The organism is Vibrio sp. 1751 (genome assembly GCF_033339895.1).
Taxonomy (GTDB): Bacteria; Pseudomonadota; Gammaproteobacteria; order Enterobacterales; family Vibrionaceae; genus Vibrio; species Vibrio alginolyticus.
Genome location: NZ_JAWOVM010000030.1, coordinates 13314 through 39355, shown reverse-complemented (window position 1 = coordinate 39355; position 26042 = coordinate 13314). Strand labels below are relative to the sequence as shown.

Annotated in this window: 25 protein-coding genes; 3 read left to right on the top strand and 22 right to left on the bottom strand. The window is 44.8% G+C overall.

The window, feature by feature from the left end; genetic code table 11:
- Positions 1–5 precede the first annotated feature (5 nt).
- From rodZ to trmJ, 13 genes are all read right to left on the bottom strand, one after another.
- Complete coding sequence (rodZ, locus tag R7041_RS11870; protein WP_005383707.1) at positions 6–956, bottom strand: cytoskeleton protein RodZ; 951 nt, start codon at positions 954–956, stop codon at positions 6–8.
- Positions 957–1391: 435 nt separating this feature from the next.
- On the bottom strand, positions 1392–2519 hold the full coding sequence (locus R7041_RS11865) for a bifunctional tRNA (adenosine(37)-C2)-methyltransferase TrmG/ribosomal RNA large subunit methyltransferase RlmN (protein ID WP_017633913.1): 1128 nt from the start codon (positions 2517–2519) through the stop codon (positions 1392–1394).
- 373 nt (positions 2520–2892) lie between these two features.
- Complete coding sequence (ndk, locus tag R7041_RS11860) at positions 2893–3318, bottom strand: nucleoside-diphosphate kinase (protein WP_042521171.1); 426 nt, start codon at positions 3316–3318, stop codon at positions 2893–2895.
- Positions 3319–3413: 95 nt separating this feature from the next.
- Positions 3414–4712, bottom strand: a complete 1299-nt coding sequence (gene pepB, locus R7041_RS11855) for an aminopeptidase PepB (RefSeq protein WP_042521166.1) — start codon at positions 4710–4712, stop codon at positions 3414–3416.
- A gap of 161 nt (positions 4713–4873) precedes the next feature.
- Positions 4874–5068 (bottom strand): Fe-S cluster assembly protein IscX, encoded by a 195-nt coding sequence (gene iscX, locus R7041_RS11850; protein WP_005381711.1) that lies wholly within the window; start codon positions 5066–5068, stop codon positions 4874–4876.
- A gap of 44 nt (positions 5069–5112) precedes the next feature.
- Positions 5113–5451: an ISC system 2Fe-2S type ferredoxin gene (fdx, locus tag R7041_RS11845; protein ID WP_005381713.1), complete on the bottom strand. Its 339-nt coding sequence runs from the start codon at positions 5449–5451 to the stop codon at positions 5113–5115.
- A 13-nt stretch (positions 5452–5464) separates the two neighbouring features.
- Complete coding sequence (gene hscA, locus R7041_RS11840) at positions 5465–7318, bottom strand: Fe-S protein assembly chaperone HscA (protein ID WP_017820567.1); 1854 nt, start codon at positions 7316–7318, stop codon at positions 5465–5467.
- A gap of 21 nt (positions 7319–7339) precedes the next feature.
- Positions 7340–7855 (bottom strand): co-chaperone HscB, encoded by a 516-nt coding sequence (gene hscB / locus R7041_RS11835; RefSeq protein WP_042521163.1) that lies wholly within the window; start codon positions 7853–7855, stop codon positions 7340–7342.
- Between the two features lie 55 nt (positions 7856–7910).
- A complete protein-coding gene (gene iscA / locus R7041_RS11830) occupies positions 7911–8234 on the bottom strand; it encodes an iron-sulfur cluster assembly protein IscA (protein ID WP_005381717.1) in 324 nt (107 codons plus the stop codon).
- A 70-nt stretch (positions 8235–8304) separates the two neighbouring features.
- Positions 8305–8688, bottom strand: coding sequence for a Fe-S cluster assembly scaffold IscU (iscU, locus tag R7041_RS11825; protein WP_005381718.1), 384 nt, complete (start codon positions 8686–8688; stop codon positions 8305–8307).
- A gap of 38 nt (positions 8689–8726) precedes the next feature.
- Positions 8727–9941, bottom strand: coding sequence for an IscS subfamily cysteine desulfurase (locus R7041_RS11820; RefSeq protein WP_025768862.1), 1215 nt, complete (start codon positions 9939–9941; stop codon positions 8727–8729).
- Positions 9942–9969: 28 nt separating this feature from the next.
- Positions 9970–10476 carry a Fe-S cluster assembly transcriptional regulator IscR gene (iscR, locus tag R7041_RS11815; RefSeq protein ID WP_005381720.1) on the bottom strand — a complete coding sequence of 169 codons (507 nt, stop codon included), beginning with the start codon at positions 10474–10476 and terminating at the stop codon, positions 9970–9972.
- A gap of 125 nt (positions 10477–10601) precedes the next feature.
- Positions 10602–11321: a tRNA (cytosine(32)/uridine(32)-2'-O)-methyltransferase TrmJ gene (gene trmJ / locus R7041_RS11810; protein ID WP_025768861.1), complete on the bottom strand. Its 720-nt coding sequence runs from the start codon at positions 11319–11321 to the stop codon at positions 10602–10604.
- 231 nt (positions 11322–11552) lie between these two features.
- Between trmJ and suhB the strand changes: the two genes are divergently transcribed.
- A complete protein-coding gene (gene suhB, locus R7041_RS11805) occupies positions 11553–12356 on the top strand; it encodes an inositol-1-monophosphatase (RefSeq protein WP_005381722.1) in 804 nt (267 codons plus the stop codon).
- A gap of 209 nt (positions 12357–12565) precedes the next feature.
- Here suhB and secF read toward each other — a convergent pair whose 3' ends face one another.
- From secF to R7041_RS11775, 6 genes are all read right to left on the bottom strand, one after another.
- Positions 12566–13513 carry a protein translocase subunit SecF gene (gene secF, locus R7041_RS11800; protein WP_025768860.1) on the bottom strand — a complete coding sequence of 316 codons (948 nt, stop codon included), beginning with the start codon at positions 13511–13513 and terminating at the stop codon, positions 12566–12568.
- A gap of 14 nt (positions 13514–13527) precedes the next feature.
- Positions 13528–15384 (bottom strand): protein translocase subunit SecD, encoded by a 1857-nt coding sequence (gene secD, locus R7041_RS11795; RefSeq protein ID WP_005381724.1) that lies wholly within the window; start codon positions 15382–15384, stop codon positions 13528–13530.
- Between the two features lie 21 nt (positions 15385–15405).
- On the bottom strand, positions 15406–15735 hold the full coding sequence (yajC, locus tag R7041_RS11790; RefSeq protein ID WP_005381725.1) for a preprotein translocase subunit YajC: 330 nt from the start codon (positions 15733–15735) through the stop codon (positions 15406–15408).
- 177 nt (positions 15736–15912) lie between these two features.
- Positions 15913–17049: a tRNA guanosine(34) transglycosylase Tgt gene (gene tgt / locus R7041_RS11785; RefSeq protein ID WP_005381727.1), complete on the bottom strand. Its 1137-nt coding sequence runs from the start codon at positions 17047–17049 to the stop codon at positions 15913–15915.
- A gap of 147 nt (positions 17050–17196) precedes the next feature.
- Positions 17197–18249 carry a tRNA preQ1(34) S-adenosylmethionine ribosyltransferase-isomerase QueA gene (gene queA, locus R7041_RS11780; protein ID WP_025768859.1) on the bottom strand — a complete coding sequence of 351 codons (1053 nt, stop codon included), beginning with the start codon at positions 18247–18249 and terminating at the stop codon, positions 17197–17199.
- A 268-nt stretch (positions 18250–18517) separates the two neighbouring features.
- Positions 18518–19684 carry a trypsin-like serine protease gene (locus R7041_RS11775; RefSeq protein WP_064369005.1) on the bottom strand — a complete coding sequence of 389 codons (1167 nt, stop codon included), beginning with the start codon at positions 19682–19684 and terminating at the stop codon, positions 18518–18520.
- A gap of 312 nt (positions 19685–19996) precedes the next feature.
- Here R7041_RS11775 and R7041_RS11770 point away from each other — a divergent pair, with 312 nt between their 5' ends.
- Entirely contained in the window at positions 19997–20446 is a 450-nt protein-coding gene (locus tag R7041_RS11770) for a CBS domain-containing protein (protein ID WP_017820562.1), read from the top strand.
- Positions 20447–20570: 124 nt separating this feature from the next.
- Here R7041_RS11770 and aceA read toward each other — a convergent pair whose 3' ends face one another.
- The 3 genes from aceA to R7041_RS11755 all read right to left on the bottom strand — a co-directional run bounded on the left by aceA (position 20571) and on the right by R7041_RS11755 (position 25145).
- Positions 20571–21884 (bottom strand): isocitrate lyase, encoded by a 1314-nt coding sequence (aceA, locus tag R7041_RS11765; RefSeq protein WP_005381733.1) that lies wholly within the window; start codon positions 21882–21884, stop codon positions 20571–20573.
- Positions 21885–22004: 120 nt separating this feature from the next.
- Positions 22005–23633: a malate synthase A gene (aceB, locus tag R7041_RS11760; protein WP_064369004.1), complete on the bottom strand. Its 1629-nt coding sequence runs from the start codon at positions 23631–23633 to the stop codon at positions 22005–22007.
- 606 nt (positions 23634–24239) lie between these two features.
- Positions 24240–25145: a hydrogen peroxide-inducible genes activator gene (locus R7041_RS11755; RefSeq protein WP_206949579.1), complete on the bottom strand. Its 906-nt coding sequence runs from the start codon at positions 25143–25145 to the stop codon at positions 24240–24242.
- A 199-nt stretch (positions 25146–25344) separates the two neighbouring features.
- On the opposite strand from R7041_RS11755, the gene R7041_RS11750 reads away from it, so the two are divergent.
- Positions 25345–25956 carry a peroxiredoxin C gene (locus R7041_RS11750; protein ID WP_005381738.1) on the top strand — a complete coding sequence of 204 codons (612 nt, stop codon included), beginning with the start codon at positions 25345–25347 and terminating at the stop codon, positions 25954–25956.
- Positions 25957–26042: the final 86 nt, after the last annotated feature.

Here is a 26042-nt window from a genome sequence, read left to right as displayed (position 1 = left end):
ATTTTTTATAACGGTAGAGTGAATCTAGCTACTTTGCCTGAAGTATACCCAGAAAGGTCGACAGGTTCACTTGCAAATGTCATTGTAACCCCTTCCGGTGCGCCTAATATCACTTTAAATGGCGCTTTTCCGGTAAGTTCTACATCTTGTCCTGGCTTATGAGTACCACTTACCAGCGTTTTACCATTGGTGTCTTTTACTTGAATCCAACAGTCCGCTTTAAACTTCATAGTAAGAAGTGTCATGCCTTCAGGTACTACTGGCGCAGGCTGTTCCTCTTCCGCCGCTTCAATCACGGCAACAGGTTCTTCAGAATCTACGCTTGTTGTATTTTCAGTTTCAGTCAGCAAAGGATCCGCCCCTTGCTCAACGGGTGCTTCAGTCAATTCAGCAACACCTTCATTAGTTGAAGCAACTTCTTCAGGAGTGCTTGCGATTAACTCTTCAGCCGTCATCAAATCGATATCAGCTAATTCTTGAGCAGTGGGCTGCGGCGCTTCAACACTCGAATCCGTTACTTCCTTAGTTAGGCTATTTTCTTGTTGGTTTTGCCACCACCATGCCGCTGAAATGCCAATAATGACCAGCCCGATAACCCAAGTAAGGAGCATAATACGGCTATTGTGCTTCTCGTCTTTTGTTTTACGAGAGAAGCTTTGCATTTCAATTTCTTGCTCTTGAGGCTGAGCATCGGCAGTCTGCTCTAACGCCGTCAAAACCACCTTCTCATCAAGACCTACGAATTTAGCGTAAGAGCGTAAGTAACCACGCGTAAATGTCGCGACTTGTTGAGATTCAAATCGGTTATTTTCAATATCTTCAATCACAGAAATGCGAAGCCTCAGGCGATCGGCAACTTGCTTTTGGCTCATTCCCAAGGATTCACGTTTGTTTTTCAGTAATGTGCCAGCTTCAATAGAGAGTGGCACTTCATTCGTATTTTCGTGTTCTGTCATAATGGCGGTATTTAATCTGTTTTAGTGGCTAACGTGGTCATGTATTTTCGTTATTGTTCTTAAGCCTCTTTAAAGATAGCTAGCCTAAACGCGTTAACCAAAAATAATAATTTTAAGAAACTCTCAGCGATCTGAGTGCGAATACCCGTTTTGCAAAAATCAGCAAAACGTATGTGAGAAAGTGCTGAGAATTATCGGTGTCATCGTTAGTGTTACATATCATGATAAGCGAATGCGCAACGAAGACAAAAACTCTTTACACTCAAACTAACAGATAGCTCAAGCTTTTGTCCAAACTTTGACAAAGGAATTCGAAATTATACCCAAATAACCTTAAGTTGAAGAGTGATAGTCACAAATCTTTGCGAAAATGTCCTAAACAATAAACAAAATAGCCAGAGCGAATGGCTCTGGCTATTTTTGAATTCCGGTCGTTTATACAGCTTTCACTTCAATGGTATCGGCACCGCGTGACGCTTTCAGCATTGCCGTACGTTTAGTTCGGTCAATTACATCACCGACCAACTGACCACATGCGGCATCAATGTCATCACCACGTGTTTTACGAACCGTAACTGTGTGCTCGTATTGCATCAATGTTTTTTGGAAGCGATCAATACGTGAGTTACTTGGTTTCTTGTAAGGTGAACCTGGGTACGGGTTAAACGGAATCAAGTTAATCTTACATGGTGTGTCTTTCATCAATTCAGCCAGCTCGCGTGCATGGTCCATGTCATCGTTCACATGATCAAGCAACACGTACTCGACTGTTACCTTGCCACGGTTTGCATTCGATGAAGCAATGTAACGACGAACGGATGCTAGGAAATCTTGAATATCCCAACGATCGTTAATTGGCATGATTTCACTACGCAGCTTATCATTTGGCGCATGAAGAGAGATCGCCAACGCAACGTCGATTTTGCCCGTCATCTGATCAAGACCAGAAACCACACCTGATGTTGATACGGTTACGCGACGCTTCGACAAACCAAAGCCAAGGTCATCCAGCATTAACTCCAATGCAGGAATCAAGTTCTTCATATTAAGAAGCGGCTCACCCATGCCCATCATCACGACGTTCGTAATTGGGCGACGGCCTGTTTCTTTCTCAAGACCAATTTCACGTGCAGCACGCCACACCTGACCGATGATCTCTGAAACTTTCAAGTTACGGTTAAAGCCCTGCTGTGCTGTTGAGCAGAACTTACATTCCAATGCACAACCTACTTGAGAAGATACACAAAGCGTTGCGCGATCATCTTCTGGAATGTAAACCGTTTCTACATCCTGATCACCAACCTTCATTGCCCACTTGATCGTGCCGTCTGAAGAATGCTGAGCTTCTGCTACAGTTGGTGCTTTAATTTCACACTTGTGTAAAAGCTTTTCGCGCAGCTTCTTGTTGATGTTTGTCATTTTTTCGAAGTCATCTACACCGAAATGGTAGATCCACTTCATAACCTGATCGGCACGAAACGCTTTCTCGCCAAGTTCTTCCGCGAAAAACTGACGCATGCCTTTGCGATCAAAGTCGAGTAGATTGATTTTTTCAGTGGTCATGTTGCCTCTCAATGACTGAAACAAGAATAAGGGCGCGAATTGTACAGCCTTTATTCAGCGACAACAAGGGGTGTAAGACCCTGAGTTTGCTAAGGCATTAAAATAAAAACGATTAAATTTTAATCAGACTTTACGGTGAGAATAATGATTAGACAACCGACAGCAAAAGCGTAGAAGTGGTGCAGAGAAAGCAGTGAGAACAAACACACGTAACTAAGCTTTCCCCCCTGTAAGGTGCTCAGATTAGCCAACGTCTTCGCGAGTACTTACGAATGAACTCGCCGATGAAATGGAGAACACGGAATAAAAAACCTCGGACAAATCCGAGGTTGTTACGAACTAGATCATCACGCAAAAGTGATGCATGAACGAGTTAGCGAGAGAAAACTTCTGATTCAGGGAAGAAAAACTCAATTTCACGAGCGGCAGACTCAGGGCTATCGGAACCATGAACTGAATTGTGACGCATGCTGAGTGCGTAATCAGCACGCAAAGTGCCGCATGCCGCTTCCTCTGGGTTGGTTTTACCCATTAGCTCGCGGTAACGTGCAATCGCATTTTCACCTTCCAATACCTGAACCATAATAGGACCAGATGTCATGAACTCTTTTAGAGGAGGGAAAAACTCTTTACCTTCATGCTCTGCATAAAAGCCGCTTGCCTGATCTTCTGTCAGGTGAACCATTTTGGCAGCGATGATACGTAGGCCAGCCTTTTCAATACGATTGTAGATTTCACCAATTAGGTTTCGCTCTACAGCATCAGGCTTAATGATTGAAAATGTTCTTTCTAGAGCCATAAAATTTCCTTTCTGTACTTGTAATAATAGTTGTGCTTTTAAAGTGACTTACTGGGTAAGAGCAGCACTCAAACAAGAGAGTGCTGCAATCAATCTTATTTTCCAGCTTGCTCATTGAGGAAACGAGCAAGTGTACGAACACCCATACCCGTTGCTCCCGCAGCCCATTTATCAGAAGCGGCTTTACGATACGTACCCGCACAGTCGAAATGTAACCAGCCTTTTTTGTAGTCCTCAACGAAGTAAGACAAGAATGCAGCTGCAGTACTTGCACCTGGAGAATAATCACCAGAGCTGATATTCGATAAATCGGCAAAATTAGATGGCAGCATTTCTCGATGGAAATCAGCAAGTGGTAGCGGCCACAAGCCTTCTTTTTCCTGGTTTGCCGCCGTAAGCGCTTGATGCGATAGCTCATCATCAAAGCTCATTAGCGCATGGTAATCGTTACCTAACGCATTCTTCGCTGCGCCTGTTAACGTCGCGCAGTCAATGATTAACTCAGGCTTTTGCTCACTGGCGTAGATAAGACCGTCTGCAAGCACCAAGCGACCTTCCGCGTCGGTATTCATAATCTCAACGGTTTTGCCGTTTTTGTAAGTGATGATGTCGCCAAGCTTAAGGGCACGGCCAGAAACCATGTTCTCAGCACAACACAAGATCAGTTTTACGCGCTTGTTTAAACCGCGCAAGATAGCTAATCCTAGGCCACCAGTTATAGTACCCGAGCCACCCATATCTGCTTTCATTGCACTCATGAAGGTAGAAGGCTTCAAGCTGTAACCACCGGAATCAAAGGTGATGCCTTTACCCACAAGACATGCGAATACAGGTGCGTTTTCGTCACCAGTTGGGTTGTAGTCTAACTGAAGCATCGCAGAAGTACGCTCAGAACCACGGCCTACTGCGTAAATACCTTCCCAACCTTCTGCCAACAAGTCTTTGTCTTTGACGATACGAGCTGTCACCGTGCCTTTCGGCGCAACAGATTTGATGAATTCAGCAGCCATTGTCGCTAGCTGACGAGGAGCAACTTCTTCTGCCGTTTTGTTGATAATATCGCGGGTAAAATCAGTCGAAGTAATACGAGCTTGAAGCTCTGCTTGATCTTCATCAGACAATGCAGCCCACTCAACTGAGCCATGTTTTTTAGGGTTACGGAACCCTTGGTGGAAAGCCCATACGCTCTCTAGATCCCAGTTATCACCAGAAAGAAAAATAGAACGAATTCCTTGGCCATCTAGCTGACGAGCTGCACGTTGAATTGCGCCGAGATCATAACCTTCACCTAAGTGAATAGTTGCGCCGTTTTCAGCGAATGAAAGCAGTGCTTTTTCACCCCAATGTGGTGCTGCCGACTCTTGACTTAAAAATACAGACATCTGTGTAGACATGGTTTCTCCTTGTCTTATAGCAGCGTTGCCTACGCTGCTTCTTTTTAATAACTCACGGATGTTAGCATTATGTAGGGCAAAAATGTCAATTGGATAAAAAAACGGACCTAAAGGTCCGCTTTTTTTAGTAAGAATTGTTAACTAGGCTGTGTTTTACAGACTTAGTCTGCTTCGTCCATCCAGCACATGATAACGGCTTCTAGAATCTTTTCATTAGAACGGTTTGGCTCATCGTCAAACTCATCTAACTCCATGATCCATTGATGAAGATCGGTAAAACGCACTGTTTTTGGATCGACATCTGGAAACTTGTCACAAAGTTCAATCGCGATATCGCGAGAATCTGTCCATTTCATTGCTCATCTTCCTTTTGCTTCTTCCCTATATTGGGAAGATAGTTTTAGTGATCTTCTGAAGCGTGGTTTAGTGTGTATTTAGGAATTTCTACCACCAAGTCTTCATCAGCGATTCTCGCCTGACACCCTAGGCGTGACTCAGGCTCTAGACCCCACGCTTTATCTAGCATGTCGTCTTCTAGTTCTTCACTTTCTTCTAGTGAATCAAAACCTTCACGGATGATTACGTGGCAGGTAGTACACGCACATGACTTCTCACACGCATGTTCAATACCGATACCGTTTTTTAGCGCTACGTCTAGAACGGTGTCACCAGAGTTTGCTTCCAACACTGCACCTTCTGGGCACAAATCGTCGTGTGGTAATACAATAATCTTAGGCATAACTACTTATCTCTTATATATCGTCTACTGATTGACCTGACAACGCAGCTCGAATCGATTTATCCATACGGCGTGATGCGAAATCTTGGCTCGCTTTATCGGTATCTTTAATGCCTTGCTCTATCGCATCTGCATCATCACCATTACGCAGCTCAATCAAGGCTTCGATGGCTTTAATCAAGTTTTGTTTCTCTTGTTCTGATAGTAAGTCATCACCATCAGCTTGCATCGCTGCAATCAAACCTTCTATCACTCGGTCAGCTTCAACACGCTGCTCAGCTAAGGCACGAGCTTGCATGTCTTCTTTTGCGTGCGTCATTGAATCACGCAACATATCCGCCACTTCATTGTCACTTAAGCCGTAAGAAGGTTTTACTTGAATCTCTGATTGAACACCAGTGCTCTTCTCCATTGCCGTAACAGAAAGAAGGCCATCTGCGTCAACTTGGTAAGTCACGCGAATATGTGCCGCACCCGCTGCCATCGGAGGAATACCTTTTAACGAGAAGCGAGCAAGTGAACGACAGTCATCAACCATTTCACGTTCACCTTGTACCACATGAACACTCATCGCCGTTTGGCCATCTTTGAATGTGGTAAATTCTTGCGCACGCGCAACGGGAATCGTAGTGTTGCGGGGGATGATCTTCTCGACCAAACCACCCATGGTTTCAATACCGAGCGACAGTGGAATCACATCAAGAAGCAACATTTCAGAGTCAGGTTTGTTACCCGCTAGGATATCAGCTTGAATACCCGCACCGATTGCAACAACTTCATCTGGGTTAATGCTTGTCAGTGGTGTACGGCCAAAGAATTCGCCAACCATTTCTCGTACAAGCAATGTGCGTGTTGAGCCACCAACCATGACGACCTCGAGTACTTCATCTGCGTCGACATCCGCATCTTTTAATGCGCGACGACAAGACATCAGGGTTTTCTTCACTAGCGGACGAATCAGATCTTCGAACTGCTCGCGAGTCACGGTGCCTTTCCAACCAAAAACGTCAACGTCAACACTGTCTTGCTCAGAGAAAGCAATCTTAGCTTCAGTAGCAATGTTCAACAGTGTACGGTTCTTTTCTGCAGAAAGCGGCGCTTCTAGACCCGCTTGCTCCATTAAATAATCGGCAAATAGATGGTCGAAGTCGTCACCGCCTAATGCAGAATCGCCACCTGTTGCTAATACTTCAAATACGCCTTTCGATAAACGTAGGATAGAGATATCAAAAGTACCGCCACCTAGATCGTAAACCGCAATCACACCTTCTTGACCAGAGTCTAGGCCATAAGCAATTGCCGCAGCGGTTGGTTCATTAAGTAGACGGAGAACATGAAGACCAGCTAATTTCGCCGCATCTTTTGTACCTGCACGTTGCGCGTCATCAAAGTAAGCAGGAACGGTAATAACGACACCTGCTAACTCACCACCTAACGTATCTTCAGCTCGCTTACCCAATACTTTTAGGATGTCCGCAGATACTTCAATCGGGTTTTTGTCACCTTGAGGTGTTTGCAGAATTGGCAGGCCGTTTTCACTCTCTTTAAAACGATAAGGAAGTGAAGAGTAACGGGACTGAATGTCCTTTAATGAACGACCGATCAAACGTTTTACAGAGATAATCGTGTTCTCTGGTTCAAACTCTGCTTTGGCTTTGGCTTCGTGGCCGACCGTTAACGTTTCCTCAGCGTAATTAACGACTGAAGGTAAAATAGTACGGCCCTGCTCGTCCGCAAGTGGAGTTGCATCGCCGCTACGTACAGAAGCAACCAAAGAGTTGGTAGTACCTAAGTCGATACCCGCTGCTAACTTATGCTCATGAGGTGCCGAGCTTTGGCCCGGTTCTGCGATTTGAAGTAGTGCCATGATAGGTCCTTGTCACGCTTACTAGCCGAGGAGTTTGTCTTCGACTAGCTCAATTTCGTTCTTTAGTTTGGCAATGAATTTTAGCTTACGAACTCGGTCTGCGGCTTCAGCCCATAGACCATCATCAAGCTCTTGCTCGACGCTTGCCAGATGCTGTTTGTACATTTTGCTGACCTTAGAGTCGAAGTCAAAAAGCGCCGATTCAGGATCGGAGTTGTCAGCAATCTCTTCCAGTTCTTCGCGCAGTTCCATTTGCTCCATTAAGAACATCGGATCTTGCATCGTTTGCTGTTCACCTCGGATCTCAACACCTTGCTCTGCGAGGATATACTCGGCGCGAGAAATAGGATTTTTCAGAACTTGATAGGCATCGTTGATTTGCGCCGCCTTTTGCACCGCCATCAAACGGTCACGTTCTGAGCCCGTTGCAAAGTTATCCGGGTGGAAGCGTTTTTGTAGTTCTCGGAACTGAGAAGAAAGAAGGCTACCATCCAGCTTAAACTGACTTGGTAGCCCAAATAATTCAAAGTGATTCATTAAGTTCGGGTCCTAGTAAAGCCTTCCGGACTCGTTTGCCCAGAAGGACAATCAATTAGACGTTGAAGCTTTCACCACAACCACATTCACTTTTCGCGTTAGGGTTGTTGAATTCAAAACCTTCATTCAACCCTTCTTTCACGTAATCCAATTCAGTACCATCTAGGTACACTAAGCTCTTTTGATCGATGATAATTTTCACTCCAGAGAGTTCAAATACTTCGTCTTCTTCATTGAGCTCATCAACAAACTCAAGTACGTATGCCATGCCGGAACAACCAGTCGTCTTCACTCCAAGACGTAAACCGATACCTTTGCCTCGGTTATCTAGGAATGCTCTTACGCGACTTGCCGCTGATTCTGTCATTGTGATGGCCATACTGCACCTTAGTCTGTCTAAATTTCGATTGGAATGGGAGCGTCAAAGCTCCCATTATATTACGGAATAATTATTCTTGGTGTTTTTTCTTGTAGTCAGCAACCGCTGCTTTGATTGCATCTTCAGCAAGAATAGAACAGTGAACTTTCACTGGTGGAAGCTCTAGCTCTTCAGCAATCTCAGAGTTTTTAATTGCTGCCGCTTCATCAACTGACTTACCTTTTACCCACTCAGTTACTAGTGAGCTTGATGCGATTGCACTACCACAACCGTATGTTTTGAACTTCGCATCTTCGATGATACCTTCAGGTGTCACTTTGATTTGAAGCTTCATTACGTCACCACACGCAGGAGCGCCAACCATGCCGCTACCTACTGATGGATCTTCTTTATCGAATGAACCAACGTTACGTGGGTTCTCGTAGTGATCAATTACTTTTTCGCTGTATGCCATGATAAATTACCTCGAATCCTCTATTTCAATCCCTGAGATTAATGGTGAGCCCATTCAACAGTGCTCAAATCAATCCCTTCTTTGTACATATCCCATAGAGGAGACATGTCGCGTAGCTTAGTCACTGCAACGCGGATTTGTTCAATTGCGTAATCAATTTCTTCTTCAGTCGTGAAACGACCAAACGAGAAACGAACCGAGCTGTGAGCCAATTCGTCATCCATGCCTAGGGCACGAAGAACGTAAGAAGGCTCAAGGCTTGCAGACGTACAAGCACTACCAGAAGATACCGCTAGATCTTTAAGCGACATTAGTAGTGATTCACCTTCTACGAATGCGAAACTGATGTTTAGGTTGTGTGGTACACGCTGCTCAAAGTCACCGTTTACCGTCACTGCTTCTAAGTCTTTCACGCCATCAAAAAGACGGTTACGAAGCGCTAAAGCATGATCGTAATCTTTTTGCATGTCTTCTTTTGCAATACGGAATGCTTCACCCATACCTACGATTTGGTGAGTAGGTAGTGTACCAGAGCGGAAACCACGCTCATGGCCGCCACCGTGCATTTGCGCTTCAAGACGAATACGAGGCTTACGACGAACGTAAAGTGCACCGATGCCTTTAGGGCCATAAACTTTGTGAGCAGAAAGCGAAATTAGGTCAACTTTCATCTCTTGAACGTCGATTGGTAATTTACCTGCAGATTGCGCTGCATCCACGTGGAAAACAATTTTACGCTCACGACACAATTCGCCGATCGCTGTAATGTCTTGAACCACACCAATCTCGTTGTTTACGTGCATAATAGACACAAGCACTGTGTCATCACGCATTGCCGCTTTAAGCTTCTCTAGATCGATCAAGCCATTTGATTCTGGCTCAAGGTAAGTCACTTCAAAGCCTTCACGCTCAAGTTGACGACATGGGTCAAGAACGGCTTTGTGCTCTGTTTTACAAGTGATTACGTGCTTGCCTTTCTTCGAGTAAAAGTGCGCTGCACCTTTAATAGCAAGGTTGTCTGATTCTGTCGCACCAGATGTAAATACGATTTCGCGAGGATCTGCATTTAGAAGGTCAGCAATTTGCTCACGAGCAGTATCGACCGCTTCTTCTGCCTGCCAGCCGTAACGGTGCGAACGCGACGCTGGGTTGCCAAATGTGCCATCCATTGTCATGTACTGAACCATTTTTTCAGCAACACGTGGATCAACTGGACATGTAGCGGAATAATCAAGATAAATCGGCAGTTTCATTCTCTACTCCAATGTAAAAAGCTGACCGCTAAGAGCGGACGTTTACACCGATGGGCGCGGCGGTTGTATTTTTGTTTGATAGCCCATGGGTTACCGCCAGATCAATGTCCTGACGATCAGAAATTTCGAGTACTTCATTGTCTGTCATCAACTCACCAAGAGTGATGTTATTCAAAAAGTCACTAATGCGAGAGCTTAGGTCACGCCACAGCGTGTGAGTAAGGCAACGTGTTCCACCTTGGCAATCTCCTTTACCTTGGCATTTGGTTGCATCTACTGACTCATCAACGGCAGCAATCACGGTACCAATAGCGATACTGTGAGCGTCGGCACCAAGTCGGTAACCACCACCAGGACCACGAACGCTGGCAACGAGACCTGCTTTACGCAATTTTGAAAATAGCTGCTCTAAGTAAGAGAGCGAGATCCCTTGACGCTCTGAAATATCAGCCAGAGGTACAGGGTTTTGTTGCGAATGCAGTGCCACATCCAGCATGGCTGTCACCGCATATCTTCCTTTAGATGTAAGTTTCATACCACACCGTATCCACATGGTTTGTAATGGTTAAGATTTTTCCATACCTGAGTAATTTGGTCAAGTATTTATTTGACCATTTTACTCAGGTATTCATCCTTACACCTAAAGTGGTTATTATTCACTCAGAACTTCTTTTCTATCGAAGTCAAAACGCCTCGTAGAATATTAAGTTCTTGGGTTTCTGGTCGAGCACGAGAGAACAAACGGCGCAACTTATTCATCACCTGTCCAGGTTGCTCTTTGTTAATAAACTGGGTCTCAACCATCACCTTTTCAAGATGCTCGAAGAACATTTCGAGTTCTCGATGACGCGGGTATTCTTCCGATTCATTTGGGGAAAACTGTCTTTGCTCTAAGTTCAAGTGTGCAACTCGCACTTCGTAACTGAGAGTTTGTACAGCCATCGCTAGGTTAAGCGAGCTGTACTCAGGATTAGCGGGAATACAAACATGGTAGTGGCACTTTTGTAGCTCTTCGTTTGTCAAACCAGTTCTTTCTCGGCCAAACACGAGCGCAACCGGATGCTTTCGGCCTTCAACTGCAAATTTCTCACCGCATTCACGTGGCTCGAGCATTGGCCATTCTAATGTACGAGAGCGGGCGCTAGAACCCACAACAAGGCCACAATCTTCAACAGCTTCTTCTAATGTGCCGACAATCTTTGCATTTTGAGCAATATCACCAGCACCCGCAGCTAAAGCAAGAGTTTGTTCATCCACTTCACATTGTGGATCGACTAATACTAGTTGGTTTAAACCCATCACTTTCATTGCTCGAGCTGCTGAGCCAATATTGCCTGAATGAGAGGTACCTACGAGTACAATTTTTACTTGATCCAACATCTGTGTTTGCTACCTAAATTAAAACCGCAGAATGTTATCATAGTTTTTTAAGACACCCTAGAGGCAAGCAGACCTCTCTTCTCATTCTTGGTTATTGTTCTCGTCCGCAGTATGCTCTGTACACTCAACTAGTCGCATTTAGAACAAAAAATAACCACTTCCCTTTTTAATTATCTCTGGTATACTCGCCGCCGCTTTCATTTGTTCTTTAACATCCGTTGGGAAATTCGTATGCATCCAATGCTAAACATTGCTATTCGCGCTGCGCGAAAGGCTGGCAATCATATTGCTAAATCATTAGAAAACACTGATAAAGTAGAATCTACTCTTAAAGGCACTAATGACTTTGTCACTAACGTAGACAAAGAAGCAGAATACATCATCATCGATACTATCAAGCAGTCTTACCCTGAGCACTGTATCGTTGCTGAAGAACAAGGTCTTATCGAAGGTAAAGATAAAGACGTACAATGGATCATCGACCCACTGGATGGCACCACTAACTTTGTAAAAGGTTACCCAACTTTCGCGGTTTCTATCGCTGTTCGTATTAAGGGTAAAACTGAAGTTGCTTGTGTTTACGATCCAATGCAAAACGAGCTATTCACTGCACAACGCGGTGCCGGCGCTCAACTAAACAGTGCACGTATTCGTGTTGCTCAACTAAAAGACCTTCAAGGTACTGTTCTAGCAACAGGCTTCCCATTCAAGCAGAAACAACACGCTGAGTCTTACATCAAGATCGTTGGTGCGCTATTCACTGAGTGTGCTGATTTCCGTCGTAGCGGCTCTGCTGCTCTAGACCTTTGTTACGTGGCTGCTGGCCGTGTTGATGGTTACTTCGAGCTAGGCCTAAAACCTTGGGATATGGCAGCAGGTGAGCTTATTGCTCGTGAAGCTGGCGCAATCCTAACAGACTTTGCTGGCGGCACTGACTACATGAAGTCTGGTAACATCGTTGCTTCAAGCGCTCGTGGCGTAAAATCTATCCTTAAGCACATTCGCGAAAACGGTAACAGCGCGATCCTTAAGTAATATTTGAAAGTCATATATAGCCCGTCACGCTGATGACTTTAGAAAGCCCCGCTCATTGAGCAGGGCTTTTTTGTATCTACTGCTTCGTATCGACTTAGCTGTAGCTGAAGGCTCTTCATACAGAGAGGCTCTACAAGCTCACGACTCTATTCAGATACAAAAAAACCGCTGATTGCTCAGCGGTTTTTGTTTTCGGTTCTCAATCTGCCTTATGGCATTTCGTCGAACTCTGCACCTTCTTTTTCTACTTGAGGTGGCATCAAGTGCTCTTTCTGGATACCCAGTCTTAGAGCCAGTGCTGATGCTACGTAGATAGAAGAGTAAGTACCTACAGTGATACCGAGTAAAAGTGCGGTTGCAAAGCCGTGAATCATAGCACCACCCTGCATGAACAGTGCAATTACCACGAACAACGTCGTACCAGATGTAATCAATGTACGGCTCAACGTTTGAGTGATTGAGGCGTCCATAATGTCTGAAGGTTCGCCCTTACGCATCTTACGGAAGTTTTCACGAATCCGGTCAAATACAACGATGGTATCGTTGAGTGAGTAGCCCACAACCGTCAGTAGCGCAGCTACGATGGTCAGGTCAACTTCAATTTGTAGAAACGAGAAGACACCTAGCGTGATAATAATATCGTGAGCCAATGCCATTACCGCACCAGCCGCTAGACGCCATTCAAATCGCATCGATACATAAAGCAGGATACAGATCAGCGATACCAAGATCGCTAGACCACCAGCTTCTGTTAGCTCATCACCAACGTTGGGACCTACGAACTCAATACGACGCATTTCTACGCTTTCGCCAGTACCATCTTTGATAGCACCAATGATTTGGTTACCTAGCGTTTCACCAGAAACGTCATCACGTGGACGAAGACGAACCATGACTTCACGAGCACTACCGAAGTTTTGTACTGTCGCATCGCCAAAGCCTTTTGAATCTAGTGCTGCACGAATCTCTTCAAGGTTTGCTGGCTGTTCAAAACCTACCTCGATAAGCGTACCGCCAGTGAAATCTAGACCCCAATTAAGCCACTTGGTTGACAAAGTGAAGATAGAAGCAGCAATCATTATAATTGAAAAAACGAATGCTACTTTCGACCAACGCATAAAGCCGATCGTCTTCTCTGCTTTTAGAATTTGAAACATATTAATTCCCAGCCTTAGATCGACAATTTATCAACGCGTTTGCCACCGTAGATCAGGTTCACGATACAACGTGTACCAATAATGGCGGTGAACATTGAAGTTAAGATACCGATAGATAGAGTAACTGCGAAACCTTTCACCGCACCTGTACCGACCGCAAATAGAATGATTGCAGTAATTAGTGTTGTGATGTTCGCATCAGCAATCGTGCTGAATGCATTCGCATAACCTTGGTGAATCGCTTGTTGTGGACTACGTCCATCACGAATTTCTTCACGGATACGCTCGAAGATCAGTACGTTCGCATCAACCGCCATACCGACTGTTAACACGATACCGGCTATCCCCGGAAGCGTCATGGTAGCGCCTGGAATCATCGACATAACACCAATGATAAGCACCAAGTTTGCCATTAGAGCGATGTTTGCAATCAAACCAAAGCCGCGGTAGTAAAGCAGCGTAAATAGCATTACGGCAACCATACCCCAGATACATGCTTGGATACCCATATCGATGTTTTGCTGGCCCATTGATGGACCAATGGTACGTTCTTCAACGATAGAGATAGGTGCAATCAGTGCACCAGCACGTAGTAAAAGTGCTAGGTTGTGTGCTTCTGCAGCAGAGTCGATACCTGTGATACGGAAGTTACGACCAAGAGCCGATTGAATCGTTGCTTGGTTGATGACTTCTTCATGCTTATCCAGAATAACTTTGCCTTCAGGCGTACGACGGCCACTGTCTTTGTATTCTGCAAACACGGTAGCCATTAGCTTACCAATGTTCTTCTTAGAGAACGCAGACATCTTATTACCACCTTCGCTGTCTAGCGAGATGTTAACTTGTGGACGACCATATTCATCAACACTTGAGCTTGCATCTGTGATGCTTTGACCGCCAAGAATAACGCGCTTCTTAAGCACAACTGGGCGACCATCACGGTCCATCTTGATTTCACTACCTGCTGGCGCACGACCATTTGCCGCTGCCGATAGGTCAGCTTTATCATCAACTTCACGGAATTCAAGCGTTGCCGTAGCTCCGAGAATTTCTTTTGCACGAGCAGTGTCTTGAACACCAGGCAGTTCAACCACAATGCGACTAGCACCTTGACGTTGAACCAATGGTTCCGCAACACCTAGTTCGTTGACACGATTACGTAAAATCGTAATGTTTTGCTCAACAGCATAGTTACGGATCTCTTGTAAACGTTGCTCAGTAAAGGTTGCAGTAAGAGCGTAACGGCCATTTGAATCAGAATCGACAAAAATCATGTCCGGGTGATTCTTTTCTAGCGTTGCTTTCGCTTCTGCTAATTGCTCTTCGTTACGCAACAACACTTCTACCGCTTCTTTTCCAGAAGGGCGGATTGCACGGTAACGAATCTTGGCGTCACGAAGTTCGCTACGGAAAGCTTCTTCTTGTTGACCAACAAGCTTTTCCATCGCTGCATCCATATCCACTTCCATTAAGAAGTGAACACCACCGCGAAGGTCAAGACCTAGCTTCAATGGTGACGCGCCAATCGCTTCTAGCCAATCGGGTGTAGAAGGTGCAAGGTTAAGTGCAACAATTGTGTCTTTGCCTAGCGCTTCGCTGATGACATCACGAGCACTGATTTGTGTGTCAGTGTCGTTAAAACGAACAAGAATTGATCCATCTTCGAGAGCAATGGATTTATGAGAAAGTTGCTCTTTGTTAAGAGCAGTAGTGACAGCATCCAGCGTTGACATATCTACAGAGGCGCCACGCGCCCCTGTAACTTGAATAGCCGGATCTTCACCGTAGATATTTGGAAGTGCGTATAACGCAGCGGTGATGATGGCAAAAAGCACCATCAAGTACTTCCATAATGGATAACGGTTTAGCACAGCGAGGATCCTTTAGCTGTTTTATAGAGACTTAAGCGTACCTTTTGGTAGCACTGCAGTGATGAAGTCTTTCTTGATTACTACTTCATTGTTCGCGTTAAGCTCAATTGAAATGTAGTCATTGTCTTCAGCAATCTTAGTGATTTTACCCACTAGGCCACCGCTAGTTAAAACTTCGTCGCCTTTGCCCATAGAAGCCATTAGGTTTTTGTGTTCTTTTACGCGTTTCGCTTGTGGGCGGTAAATCATGAAGTAAAAGATCACTGCGAACATGCCAAGCATGATTAGCATTTCAAAACCACCGCCTGCTGGCGCGCCTTCTGCTGCTGCGTGAGCCTGAGAAATAAACATTAAAACATCCTCATTATATTTTATTGATAATCAAACAAATTGGGCTTTCGCATTTTAGATTCAAGTCTGAGAGTAACTAATAGAGATCGCTCTCTCAAAAATAACGTGCGTTAGCCTACTTTATTAGCAAAAGCCTCTGGCGACATGCCAAAGGCTTTAATTCTTTTAGTTTTTCAATTACTGCTCTTTTGCTAGTGGTGGCACTTCACGGCCACGACGCTCATAGAACTCAGTAACAAATTCATCGAAGCGATCTTCATCAATTGCTTTACGAATGCTTTCCATCAGACGCTGGTAGTAACGCAGGTTATGGATTGTATTCAAGCGAGCGCCTAAGATTTCATTACAACGCTCTAAATGGTGAAGGTACGACTTGCTGTAGTTTTGACAAGTGTAACAGTCACAATGCGGATCCAATGGTGTTGTATCCGTTTTATGTTTCGCATTACGGATCTTGATCACACCACCAGTCACAAATAAGTGACCATTACGTGCGTTACGCGTTGGCATTACACAGTCAAACATGTCGATACCACGACGAACACCTTCAACCAAGTCTTCTGGCTTACCTACGCCCATCAAGTAGCGAGGTTTGTCTTCAGGAAGTTGAGGACAAGTATGCTCAAGAATACGGTGCATGTCTTCTTTAGGCTCACCTACTGCCAAACCACCAACCGCATAACCGTCAAAACCGATTTCCGTTAGACCTTTTACCGACACATCACGTAAATCTTCGTAAACACCACCTTGAACAATACCAAATAGGTTGTTTGGGTTTTCTAGCTTCTCGAAGTGGTCACGTGAACGCTGTGCCCAGCGTAATGACATTTCCATCGATTTCTTCGCTTCATCATGTGTCGCTGGGTATGGCGTGCACTCGTCAAAAATCATAACAATATCAGAGCCCAGGTCTTTTTGAATTTCCATCGACTTTTCTGCGTCCATGAAAATCTTGTCACCGTTTACTGGGTTACGAAAATGTACACCTTCTTCAGTGATCGTACGCATCTTACCAAGGCTGAATACTTGAAAGCCGCCTGAATCAGTAAGAATAGGACCGTGCCAGTTCATAAAATCGTGCAGGTCACCGTGCATTTTCATCACTTCTTGACCAGGACGTAGCCACAGGTGGAACGTATTACCTAGCAGAATTTCTGCACCAGTACCTTTTACTTCTTCTGGTGTCATACCTTTAACGGTACCGTAAGTACCTACTGGCATGAACGCAGGAGTTTGAACAGTGCCGCGTTCGAAAGTCAGTTGACCACGACGTGCATTGCCGTTTTTCTTCTTAAGATCGAATTTTAATTTCACGATGCCTCCGGGTGTCAGAGAAACAGTCTGACTGAGTGTTTAGGGCTCTACCCTACTTTAAGGAGCGGTCGCTTTTCCTTGCGAGAGACAAAGCAATGGATGCTTTATTTCCTAGCTTACTGCTAGCACTCGTAAATCTATTTTTAACTACGCCGTTTTCTTCTTGATGAACATTGAATCGCCATACGAGAAGAAACGGTATTTGTTTTCCACCGCATGTTTGTAAGCATTCATTGTGTTCTCGTATCCAGCAAATGCACTCACCAACATGATCAATGTTGATTCAGGCAAGTGGAAGTTGGTGATCAAGCAATCCACTAGCTGATATTCGTAACCAGGGAAAATAAAGATTTCAGTATCGCCAAAGAATGGGGCCAGCTCAGTCCCTTTTTGCAATGCGTCTTGCGCTGCACTTTCAAGTGAACGCACAGATGTGGTACCAACAGCAATAATTCGTCCGCCACGCGCTTTCGTCGCTTTAATTGCGTCGACGACTTCTTGTGGTACTTCTACGTACTCGGCATGCATGTGGTGATCGTTGATATTTTCCACTTTTACTGGCTGGAATGTACCCGCCCCAACGTGCAAAGTAACGTAAGCAAACTCTGCACCTTTCGCTTTGATTTTCTCCAAGAGAACATCATCAAAGTGAAGGCCCGCCGTCGGTGCCGCAACCGCACCTGGCTTTTGATTATATACCGTTTGGTAACGCTCTTTATCTGCATCTTCGTCTGGACGGTCGATGTAAGGAGGAAGCGGCATATGGCCGATTTCTTCCAGAATTTCTAGTACCGTCTTATCAGAACTAAATTTCAGTTCAAATAAAGCATCATGGCGTGCAACCATTTCTGCTGAATATTCATCATTCTCGCCAACAATAATGGTTGTACCTGGTTTTGGTGATTTAGAGCAACGAACGTGCGCGAGGATGCTTTTCTCATCCAACATGCGCTCCACCAGCACTTCTAATTTACCGCCCGATTCCTTGCGGCCAAAAAGACGAGCAGGAATAACACGAGTATTATTAAACACCACTAAGTCACCGGGTTGAACTTGGCCCAATACATCAGTAAATGTGCCATCAATGAGCTCTCCGGTATTGCCGTCCATTTGCAGCAGTCGGCTAGCGGTACGCTCTGGTTGAGGGTAGCGAGCGATGAGTTCATCTGGAAGGTCGAAATGGAAATCTGATACTTGCATGTTACTTGTCTTATCTATTGGTCAAATCACGTCTAGGCGACGATAAAATTGCGACGAGTTTTTCGCAGCAGACTAGTATATGTTTACATGCTGCAATAGCAAGCAAATCACCAGAATATAGCAGTAAAAGCCATGGTGAAGAGTGTAATAAAACGTGAAAAGCCTCGATTACTTGGCACTATTTTTAATTTGAGCCCAAAAGAGAAAACATGAAAAAAGCAAAGCAGCGTATACCGCTGCTTATTAGTTTGGCATTCCAATCGCCCTATCAAACCTCACGCTTTCGCCACAAGAATAACGGCACGAATAAACCCAATAACCAAAACCCTAGACTGCCACCTTCATCATCTGAGCCTTTGAAATCACAGTTATTGGTCGCAATGCCATCGTGACACTCTTTATTGTCACCACTTTCATTGTTAGCACTTTTGATAAAATTCGGCGCAATGATGTAACGACTTGGTGGCGCATCGGCAGTGATGTAAGACTGTACCCAGTCGTAATAGTGGCTCACCTTGGTGTAGAAACTTGGGATCGTCAAAGAGCCACACGTTGGTAGAATAAGGGGGCCGCCACTAACAATACCAATTTGTTTGCCGGTCGCCACATCGACCAACGGGCCACCACTGTCACCTTTACATGCAGAGTTGCCATATTGAGTATGGCTATCTGGCTCCAATACATGGTTTTGTGTTGGTAGCGTACAAATTTTGGTTTGGTTGTCTCTTGAATCAATGATCCCCGGAAAACTGCTGCCAATTTCTAAACGCTCATAACATTTGTCGATGGGTAAAAATGTGCTAATGGTGGTTTTGAGCGTATTAGAAGGTTCAGAAGCATCCGGCTGAGTAGCCCCCCATCCAAACACTTGCACATTTTCGACACGTTGATTGGTCAGGTAATTATCGTTCCAATCCGCCGCCAAACGTGCTTCGATACTCTCCATGTCAACTTTACTCGCTAGGTCAGCAAAGCTCGCGTTTGCCACTGGGCGCGTGAGATACAGCAACGCGATGTCTGAATCTAAACCGGTTTGGATAGGTTTCACGTTGCCATTACTGTCGGTCTCAGCTTTTGAAATCCGGGTGTAATCCGGATGAACCACAACGTGAGACACCGGATAGAAGTTATCAAGCCCTGCAGAATTAAGTTCATACACATTCGCATTCACCGACAGCTCACCCGGCGGGGTCACATAGTAGGTTGCTTCATTGGTTCCTTGTCCCATCACCACACAGTGCGCCGCAGTCAGTACCCATTGCTCTGTCAGCATCGTTCCACCACACAGCGGAAACTCTGCCATATTACTTGCTCGCAAAGCAACGCGGTCAACAGGATCGGTTTGTTCATCTCCTAACACAATCGCCTGTGTTGATGGCACACTGAATGCCGCCACTGCCAGCGCAATAAGTTTGTTACACGTTGTTCGTTTCATCTAGGTTGCTGTCTTCAATTTGGTAAGCCTGGACGTATCTTCTTCGAGAGAAGAATCTTGGAAAATCCAGCGAATAAAAATGTGCGATTCAATTCATTGGATTACCTTGGGGACACATTCAATATCAACTAAAAATGCCAACTGACTCGCACACAAACCGACTTATTCAAATTAATAAAAACACCAATAAAACACAGATTACGCAGCCCATCAGCATTGTGCTATTTAATTGATGAAAAACGAGTTAGCTCCCAGATATACAGAAAAATATTCTCTATATTTAAGAGAAGGACAATGCCGCTGGAGGTCTCTATGATCAAGGTTGAAGACATGATGACTCGTAATCCTCATACATTACTGCGCACGCACACCTTGCGTGATGCAAAAAGCATGATGGATGCGCTTGATATTCGACACATTCCGGTTGTTGATGCCAATAACCACTTACAAGGCTTGGTGACTCAACGCGACATTCTTGCTGCTCAAGAATCGAGCTTGCACCCAGATGAGGCTGAACAATCTTTTACTTTAGACACACCGCTCTACGAAATGATGCACACCAACATCATGACGGCAGAGCCTATCGCGGGGCTCAAAGAGAGCGCTATCTATATGCAAAAGCATAAAGTTGGCTGTCTACCTGTTGTCACCAAAGGTCGATTGGTCGGCATTATTACTGATAGTGACTTCGTGACGATTGCGATTAACTTATTGGAACTGCAAGAAGAAGTGGAACCTGAAGAAATCGAGCAGGAAGAGTAGTACGCAAGCGTATTCTCTTTGTTGTAAGTTTCGTTTTTACACCGGTTAAACGAAAAAAAGAGCGGCAGGGTTGCCGCTCAAAATGCCATTACTGACGCTGATTAAGGAAGTGTTTCTCTGCCAATTAGAATTGGTCTTCTTCGGTCGAACCTGTCAATGCTGTCACTGAAGAGTTACCACCTTGGATAGTATTGGTCATTCTATCGAAGTAACCTGTACCTACTTCTTGTTGGTGCGCAACAAACGTATAGCCTTTTTCAGCTGCTTGGAATTCAGGACGCTGAACTTTCTCAACATAATGACGCATACCTTCCCCTTGAGCGTAAGCGTGCGCCAGTTCAAACATGTTGAACCACATGTTGTGAATGCCTGCTAGCGTGATGAATTGGTACTTGTAGCCCATGTCTGCAAGCTCTTGTTGGAACTTAGCAATAGTTTCTGCATCTAGGTTTTTCTCCCAGTTGAATGAAGGCGAGCAGTTGTACGCCAACAATTGATCTGGGTATTCAGCGTGAATTGCTTCTGCAAACTTACGTGCTTCTTCCAAACATGGCGTAGCCGTTTCACACCAAATCAAGTCTGCATATGGTGCGTAAGCCAGGCCGCGAGAGATAGCTTGGTCGATACCCGCGCGAACGCGGTAGAAACCTTCTTGAGTACGCTCACCTTCGATGAAGTCTTTATCATATGGGTCGCAATCTGAAGTAATGAGATCCGCCGCATTCGCATCAGTACGAGCAATAACTAATGTTGTTGTACCCGCTACGTCAGCAGCCAAACGAGCTGCAACGAGCTTTTGTACCGCTTCTTGCGTAGGAACTAATACCTTACCACCCATATGGCCACACTTTTTCACCGATGCTAACTGGTCTTCAAAGTGAACGCCCGCGGCACCGGCTTCGATCATCGATTTCATTAGTTCGTAAGCGTTAAGCACACCACCAAAGCCCGCTTCAGCATCCGCTACGATAGGTAGGAAGTAATCAATTCCACCTTCATCTTCAGGCGTCTTACCAGCAGCCCACTGAATTTGGTCTGCACGACGGAATGAGTTGTTGATGCGTTTTACTACTGACGGTACAGAATCTACTGGGTAAAGAGATTGGTCTGGATACATCGTCGAGGCGGTGTTGTTATCCGCCGCTACCTGCCAGCCTGACAAGTAAATCGCTTCAATACCTGCTTTAGCTTGTTGAACCGCTTGACCACCCGTTAGCGCACCAAGACAGTTTACGTAACCTTTTTTCGCACTACCGTTGACCAGTGACCAAAGTTTGTCTGCACCACGTTGTGCAATTGTGTTTGCAGGCACCATAGAGCCACGCAGTTCCACCACTTCCTCGGCAGTGTAAGTACGCTTCACATTTTTCCAGCGTGGGTTAGTTGCCCAGTCTTTTTCCAGAGCTTCAATTTGTTGGCGGCGAGTTAAGTTAGTCATTGGTCTATCCCTCTTTATAATTTGCACTTTATGCGTGTGCGTTGAGTTTCCGTTCTCAGGCAGTACTTCCCTATCTGCCTTGAAAATCCTTCACGTTATTGGTGTTACAGTTATTCTTTATTAATCCAGGTAGTCATAACCAGGAACTGTCAAAAAGTTGGTCAGTTCATCGCTCGTCGTGAGCCTTGCCATTAAGTCTGCTGCTTCTTCAAATCGACCCGCATGGTAGCGCTGCTCGCCAATTTCTTGCTTCACGACTTCAATCTCCTCTTTGAGATAGAGCTCGAACAGCTCTTTAGTGACCTTTAATCCGTTGTCTAGCGACTTGCCGTGTTGAATCCATTGCCAGATAGAGGCGCGTGAGATTTCTGCCGTTGCTGCGTCTTCCATCAGTCCGTAAATCGGCACACAACCATTGCCAGAAATCCAAGCTTCGATGTATTGCAGCGCAACGCGAATATTGTGGCGCATTCCGCCTTCAGTGCGCTCGCCTTCACAAGGCTCAAGCAGTTCAGCTGCTGTAATAGGCGCATCCTCTGCACGGCTCACATCCAACTGGTTGGTGCGTTCACCCAGCACAGCACTAAAGACTTCCATAGCAGTGTTGGCCAAACCTGGATGAGCCACCCAAGTACCGTCGTGGCCGTTGTTAGCTTCTAACGATTTGTCAGTCTGGATCTTGTCTAATACTTTTTGATTCTCTTTCGGGTCTTTAGCTGGGATAAATGCGGCCATTCCTCCCATCGCGAAAGCACCTCGTTTATGGCAAGTACGTACCAATAATCGCGAGTAAGCGTTTAAGAATGGCTTGTCCATCGTTACCACTTGGCGATCTGGCAGTACTCGGTCTGAGTGTTTTTTCAATGTTTTGATGTAGCTAAAGATGTAATCCCAGCGACCACAGTTCAAACCAACGATGTGTTCTTTAAGCGAGAACAGAATCTCGTCCATTTCAAATACCGCTGGTAAGGTTTCAATCAGCACAGTCGCTTTGATCGTGCCTGTATCCAAACCGAAATAGTCTTCCGTGAAATGGAACACTTCGCTCCACCACTTCGCTTCGTGATGCGATTGCAGTTTTGGAAGGTAGAAATAAGGGCCGCTGCCTTTTTGAAGTAACGCTTTGTAGTTGTTATAGAAATACAGAGCGAAATCGAATAGCGCACCAGGAATGATCTGACCGTGCCACGTAACGTGTTTTTCTTTTAAATGAAGGCCGCGAACACGGCAGATCAACACCGCTGGGTCATCTTCCAGCTGATAATGTTTGCCATTGCCAGGATTGGTGTAACTGATGGTGCCATTAACAGCATCGCGCAAGTTAATTTGACCATCCAGCACTTTACTCCATGCAGGAGACATTGAATCTTCGAAGTCTGCCATGAACACTTTTACATTCGCATTCAGTGCGTTAATCACCATCTTGCGGTCAGTTGGTCCGGTAATCTCCACACGGCGATCTTGCAGATCTTGTGGGATTCCTAGGATCTTCCAACTTCCTTCACGGATGTCTTGTGTCTCTGGTAGAAAATCTGGTAGCTCACCAGCATCAATACGTGCTTGCTTCTCTTCTCTTGCTTCCAGCAACTGTTCAACACGTCCGGCAAATTTTTCACACAGTAGAGATAAAAAGGTTTGGGCTTCAACAGGGAAAATTGCTTGATGTTCTGGAGCAACGACTCCATTCACCTCAAGCATGCCTTGGGTTTGCTTTAGTTGTTGTGTTTTTTGTTCTGTCTGAGCAAGCATAATCATTCATCCTTAACGTGCTTTATCAATCTTGGGCAGTCAGCGTAAAGCTACATTTGTAAGTTATGAACAACAAATTACATCCTTTAACTTTGTGTTCAACTCGTCTAGCCATGCCGATAGATTGCGTAATGCTACGTGTATTTTCAATCTAGACATAAGTCGTATCGGCCTTTAAATAAGCTATATCAACAAGGGGTTTAGTGAAACCCCCAATATAAACAAAACAGAAAATTCAAAGTTTTATTCCGCAAGGTAAAAACCATCTATCAAGCGCCTTATTTTGTAAGTTATTACGTAATAAAATTACATTAAATTTAAAGTCGTTTTATCATTTCAAACAAGCGTATGAATATAGACTGGTAAACAAACACCTTGTATTCACAAGGGCTGAAGAGATGTATTTAAACAGGGGTCAAACAAGGTATGCAGGGCTTTGTGTAAAATTAACATTGTGAAATTTCACTATTTTATGAAAGCTTCATCAAAGAAGAGCTGTAAAATTTTACAAGTCAAAGTTTACCAACAGAATAAAATACTAGAAAGCGCACTGTTTCCAGTGCGCTTTTAGATAAATAATGGAGAAGTAAGGGCTAATACTAATAGCTAAAGCAGCTCTGAAACGACTTCTGCAAGTTGATTAAATGTTTTCGTTCTTGACGAGCTCGGACGCCAAACTAAGCCGATTTCGCGATAAGCTTGTTTACCAGGAGGATCGATCACGACTAAATTCTGGTTATGCAGCAAGCCATGGTCGATAGCCATTTGAGGAATGAACGTTGTTCCCAAACCATTCGCAACCATTTGCACCAGTGTATGGAGGCTGGTTGCCGTAAACGGATTGATTTTTTCTTTGTCTGTTAATTTACACGCTGATACCGCATGTTCCGTTAAGCAATGTTCTTTCTCTAGTAGAAAGACGGATTCGTCAGGTAAATCCGCGTAACGAATCGGCACAGGGACCGATAGGGCTTGATTAGCGCTTATAACCATTCGAAACGGATCCTTACCCACTACTCGGCTTTCCATCCCATCAATTTCGACTGGTAACGCTAAAATAAGCACATCCAGCTCACCATGTCTGAGCGCTTGAAGTAAGTTTGTCGTCGTGTCTTCTCTTAATAAAAGATTCAGTTGTGGAAAACGGTAGTTCACCTCTTGTACCAAATCACACAGTAAAAACGGAGCAATTGTTGGTATACATCCTACTTTTAGCTGGCCTTGCATATCGTCGCCTTGGCACATACGTCCAAGCTCGACCAAATCTTGCCCTTTTGCTAACAGCTCTCGCCCCTGCTTTACTACCATTTCTCCTGTTTGGGTAAAAACCAGTGGACTTTTCTTATCTTTCTTTTCATATAAGGGACAACCTATCAATTCCTCTAAGTTTTGAATACCCTTACTTAAAGTCGACTGACTGACAAAACAACGCTCTGCAGCGTCACTAAAATGTCTTGTTTCATGCAGTGTGACTAAATAGTGTAACTGCTTCAAACTGGGCCATTTATTCATAATTGTATTTGTATCTACCGCCGTTCCAGTGATCGAGTTAAGAGTTTTGTTATTATCGTTTTTTTCGATTAACTCAATCTATTTATTTCGCTTTTTTCAATACTACAATCTGTACTATAGTTTGTCTCGTACAAACACGAACCAAACCGACACAACTGAATTCGGTTTGGAGCTAACCATACTTTTTAGGAGCAAAAAAATGGTACTAGTAGGTCGTCAAGCCCCTGATTTTACTGCAGCAGCTGTTCTAGGTAACGGTGAAATCGTTGAAAACTTCAACTTTGCAGAGTTCACTAAAGGTAAGAAAGCAGTAGTATTCTTCTACCCACTAGATTTCACTTTCGTTTGCCCATCTGAGCTAATCGCATTCGACAACCGTCTAGCTGACTTCCAAGCTAAAGGTGTTGAAGTAATCGGTGTTTCTATCGATTCTCAGTTCTCTCACAACGCATGGCGTAACACTGCTATCGAAGATGGCGGTATCGGTCAAGTTAAGTACCCACTAGTTGCTGACGTTAAGCACGAAATCTGTAAAGCTTACGACGTTGAGCACCCAGAAGCAGGCGTTGCTTTCCGTGGTTCTTTCCTAATCGACGAAGAAGGCGTTGTACGTCACCAAGTAGTTAACGACCTACCACTAGGCCGTAACATCGACGAAATGCTACGCATGGTTGACGCTCTTAACTTCCACCAGAAGCACGGCGAAGTATGTCCTGCACAATGGGAAGAAGGTAAAGCAGGTATGGACGCATCTCCAAAAGGTGTTGCAGCGTTCCTATCTGAGCACGCAGCTGACCTAGGCAAAAAATAATAGACCTTCACCCTAGCTCAACGGGTGTGATGGTTGGATGTATATAAAGCAAAAAGCTAATGCGGAAAACCGCAAACGCCAATCAG